We start from the raw sequence: 3,983 nt of genomic DNA, 5'->3' as shown, positions 1-3,983 counted from the left end.
CGCTCGGGAATCTTGAAATCCAGATACTGATTCACGTCAGCATCCAGATCGAGCTTGCCCTGCTCCACCTGTTGCATCACCGCCGTCCAGGTGAACAACTTGGAAATCGAACCGGGACGAAACAATGTGAGTTCGGGATCGACCGGCTTGCGCGCGGCCACGTCCGAATAGCCGTAGCCCTTCTGCACCAACACCTGGCCGCCCTTGACCACCACCACGACCGCACCGGCCACGCCGCTGGTCTGCAGTGCATAGGGCACATACCCATCGAGCCAGGCTTCGACGTTCTCGTGAGTCAGCGGAGCGACATTGGATGCCTCGGCCGGCGGCAGCACCGCTTCGGTGGTCGGTGCGGGCGGCGGAATTTGCGCCCCTTCCTGGGCCCACGACGGGCTCGTCAGCAAAGCCAAGACCGCCATCGACATCGCTGCTATGCGTGCGCGCATCGCTTCCTCACCTGAATAGGGGGCCGCTTTCGTGGCGGCGGTATTTTCTCCTATTGGCAATAATAGTCCTGATTAGAGAATCGTCAACCTGATCGTGCAAAACCCGCCTCGGCTGTGAGCCGGGGCCTCCAGATGCCGGTAGAATCTTCCCTATGAAAACCACTAAACCCGCGGCGAAAGCCGCTACCGCCCGACGCAGCGAACGGGCTGGCGACAAACCGACCCTGGGCCGGGTGCTGCGCGCGCTGCGCACTCGTAACGATTGGACGCTCAAGGAAATGAGCGATCGCACCGGCATTCCGCTGTCGACCCTGGCCAAGGTCGAACACGATCGACTCACGCTCACCTACGACAAATTGTTACAACTGAGCGAGCGCTTGAAGATTCGGATGTCGGACTTGTTCGCCGAGAGCAATGAAAGCCCGGCGCAATCGGTGACGGCTCGACGCAGCATCGGCCGCATGGACCGCGCCATTCGGGTCAACACGCCCAACTACGATTACTACTATTTATGTGCCGAGCTGCGGCGTAAACGGATGATTCCCATCCTGACCCGCATCCGCGCCAAGAGCGTCGAAGAGTTCGGTGAGTTGGTGCATCACTCGGGCGAGGAATACATTTTCGTGCTCGAGGGCAAGGTGGAGATTCACACCGAGTTCTACGATCCCATGGTGCTGGACACCGGCGAGTCCATTTATATCGACTCGAACATGGGCCACGCTTATGTCGCCGCGGAAGGCTGCGACGAAGCCATGGTGCTCGGCATCTGTTCGAGTGCCGATGAAGAAGATCTGATGGAGTCGCTGATGGAATTGCACGGCGACGATCAAACTCGTTTGTCGCCACCGACCGAAGTGGTGCGTGCACCGGCAGCCCCGGCCGCCAAAGCCAAGACGCGCTCTAAGAAGACGGCTTAAGTCAGCGTGCGTCGGCCGGCGAGCGCGTGAGCCAGCGTGCCGCCATCGACATATTCCAGCTCGCCGCCGATGGGCACGCCGTGCGCGATGCGGCTGGACTTCACAGCGTGACGGGCAGCGACTTCAGCCACCACATGCGCGGTCGCATCGCCCTCGACCGTGGTGCTGGTGGCGAGAATGGCTTCGTTCACCGAGCCCTCTGCCAGCAATGTTTCTAATTGAGCAAAGCCGAGTTCGTCGGGACCGATACCGTCGAGCGGCGATAAATGCCCCATCAGTACGAAGTAGGTGCCGCGATAACTTCCTGACTGCTCGATAGCGGCAACGTCGGCCGGCGACTCGACCACACACAACATACCGCGATCCCGCGAGGTATTGGCACAGATCGGACACAGCTCAGAGTCGGCGAACATGCGGCAGCGTTGGCAGCGCCCTACCCCAGCAACCGCCTTCTGCAAGGCATCGGCCAGCAGCCCGGCGGCGTTCCGGTCCTTCTCCAACAAATGAAACGCCATGCGCTGCGCCGACTTCGGCCCCACCCCGGGCAGGCAACGCAATGCTTCGATCAGGCGAATCAGGGAAGGCGGATAGATCATGCGATATCAGAGCGCCGGCCGAACACTGCGGCCGGCGCGAGCGATAGTCCTTTAAAACGGCATCTTGAAGCCGGGCGGCAAATTCATGCCCCCCATCAGCGCCGACATTCTTTCCTGAGTGGTGCGATCGACCTTCTGCACGGCGTCGTTGATGGCCGCGGCCACCAGGTCTTCGAGCATGTCTTTGTCGTCGCTGCTCACGATGGAAGGATCCAGCGTCACACGCTTCACTTCGTGCTTGCCGGTCATCACCACTTTGGCCATGCCGCCGCCCGCTTCGCCCGTGACTTCGAGCTGTGCGATCTCGGCTTGCGCGCGCTGCATGTTGGCTTGCAACTGCTGCGCTTGTTTCATCATGTTGCCGATGTTGCCTTTCATAATTGACTCCGTCGCTTAATTGTCGGTCGGCCGCACTGATTCAGGCGTCACAGTGGCACCGAAGATCTCTTTCATGGCTCGAATGTTGGGATCGTTGTCCAGCGACGAGCGCGCGTTCTGTAAACGATCGTCGGCTGCCGCCTTGCTCTGACGAGCCGGCGTGTTCAACGTATCGCTGCCGGCGCCCTCGACGAACTCCAGCGTCACGGCCTCGCCATAGTAAGTACTCAGCGCCTGCCGGAGTTTGTCCTCCATCATGGCAGTCCGGAAGTGCGCGCCCTCTGGGTCGAGCGACAGACGCACCTTGTTACCTTGCTTGCCGAGGAACGCGCAATTCGCAGCGAGCTGACGCGTGATACCGCCCAGATTCATCTGCGCGACCATCGCGTTCCAATCGCCGCTGGCGCCCGCAGCAGCAGCCGGGGCCGCCGGTGCGGCACTCGCAGCCGGCGCAACGTTGGCAGCCGGAGCAGACACCGGAGCCGCAGCGGCGGCACGCACTGAAGCCGGCACTCCGCCCGAAGCAGAGCGAGCCGGCGTCGGCGGTGCGCTGCCGGCAGCCGCAACGACTTCCTGCGCGCTGAACGCCAACATTCGCAACAACACCATTTCGAAACCGCCTCGCGCATCGGGCGCGAGTTCCAGATCGCGCCGTCCCATGATGGCGATCTGATAAAACAGCTGCGTGTCTTCCGGGGTAATCGCGGCAGCGAGCTTTTTATAAGCCTCGACGTCTTCAGACTCGTCGATCTGCAGATCGGGCACGGCCTGCATCAGCGCCAGCTTTTGTAACAGCGCGGCCAGTTCGGCCAGCACTTCGCGATAGTCGGGCGCATGCTCGTCCAACACATTCGCTTGCTCGAGCACTTTGCGCGCGTCGCGAGCAATCAGCGCTTCGACGATGCCGAACACCTGCGCACGATCCAGCGTGCCGAGCATGGTTCGCGTGTCGTCCGCAGTGAGCTTGCCGCCACCGAACGCGATCACCTGATCGAGCAGGCTCAGCGCGTCACGCATGCTGCCTTCAGCGGCACGCGCCACCATGCGCAAAGCGTCCTGCTCGAACTCGATATTTTCCTGTTCGCAGATGAATGCCAGGCGCTTCAGAATCATGGCCGGCGGAAAGCGCTTCAGATTGAACTGCAAGCAACGCGACAGCACCGTCACCGGCAACTTCTGCGGATCGGTGGTCGCGAGCAGGAATTTGACGTGCGGCGGCGGCTCTTCCAGCGTCTTCAACAACGCATTGAACGAATGCGTGGAGAGCATGTGGACTTCGTCGATCAGGTAGACCTTGTAGCGGCCTCGTGCCGGCGCGTACTGCACGTTGTCGAGCAGCTCGCGAGTGTCATCGACTTTGGTGCGCGAGGCGGCGTCGACTTCGAGCAAGTCGACGAAACGGCCTTCATCGATTTCGCGACAGGCGGTACAGACACCGCACGGCGTCGGCGTCATGCCGGTTTCGCAATTCAGCGACTTGGCCAGAATGCGCGCAATGGTGGTTTTGCCTACACCTCGCGTCCCGGTGAACAGAAACGCGTGATGCACTCGCCCGGTCTGCAGCGCATTGACCAATGCGCGCATGACGTGATCCTGGCCGGCCAGCTCGGTAAAACTACGCGGCCGCCATTTGCGGGCCAGGGCTA

5 protein-coding genes are annotated in these 3,983 nt (G+C 61.4%); 1 reads left to right on the top strand and 4 read right to left on the bottom strand.

Annotation, left to right across the window (positions count from 1 at the left end; genetic code table 11):
- Positions 1-446 (bottom strand): serine hydrolase (locus JNL55_RS09665; protein ID WP_293852439.1); only part of this gene is annotated, 446 nt, incomplete at its 3' end.
- 152 nt (positions 447-598) lie between these two features.
- On the opposite strand from JNL55_RS09665, the gene JNL55_RS09660 reads away from it, so the two are divergent.
- Positions 599-1,363 carry a helix-turn-helix domain-containing protein gene (locus JNL55_RS09660; protein ID WP_293852437.1) on the top strand — a complete coding sequence of 255 codons (765 nt, stop codon included), beginning with the start codon at positions 599-601 and terminating at the stop codon, positions 1,361-1,363.
- On the opposite strand, the gene recR is transcribed toward JNL55_RS09660, so the two are convergent.
- The 3 genes from recR to dnaX are packed head-to-tail and all read right to left on the bottom strand — an operon-like array spanning position 1,360 to position 3,978.
- Positions 1,360-1,959, bottom strand: a complete 600-nt coding sequence (gene recR / locus JNL55_RS09655) for a recombination mediator RecR (RefSeq protein ID WP_293852435.1) — start codon at positions 1,957-1,959, stop codon at positions 1,360-1,362. The two genes, JNL55_RS09660 and recR, sit on opposite strands and share 4 nt — an antisense overlap.
- A gap of 51 nt (positions 1,960-2,010) precedes the next feature.
- Complete coding sequence (locus JNL55_RS09650) at positions 2,011-2,337, bottom strand: YbaB/EbfC family nucleoid-associated protein (protein WP_293852434.1); 327 nt, start codon at positions 2,335-2,337, stop codon at positions 2,011-2,013.
- A 15-nt stretch (positions 2,338-2,352) separates the two neighbouring features.
- Entirely contained in the window at positions 2,353-3,978 is a 1,626-nt protein-coding gene (gene dnaX, locus JNL55_RS09645; RefSeq protein WP_415923048.1) for a DNA polymerase III subunit gamma/tau, read from the bottom strand.
- Between the last annotated feature and the right edge of the window lie 5 nt (positions 3,979-3,983).

The sequence above is a fragment of the Steroidobacter sp. genome, assembly GCF_016790065.1.
GTDB lineage: Bacteria > Pseudomonadota > Gammaproteobacteria > Steroidobacterales > Steroidobacteraceae > Steroidobacter.
Note: the sequence above shows the minus strand (reverse complement) of the source record. Positions and strands in the feature narration are given on the sequence as shown.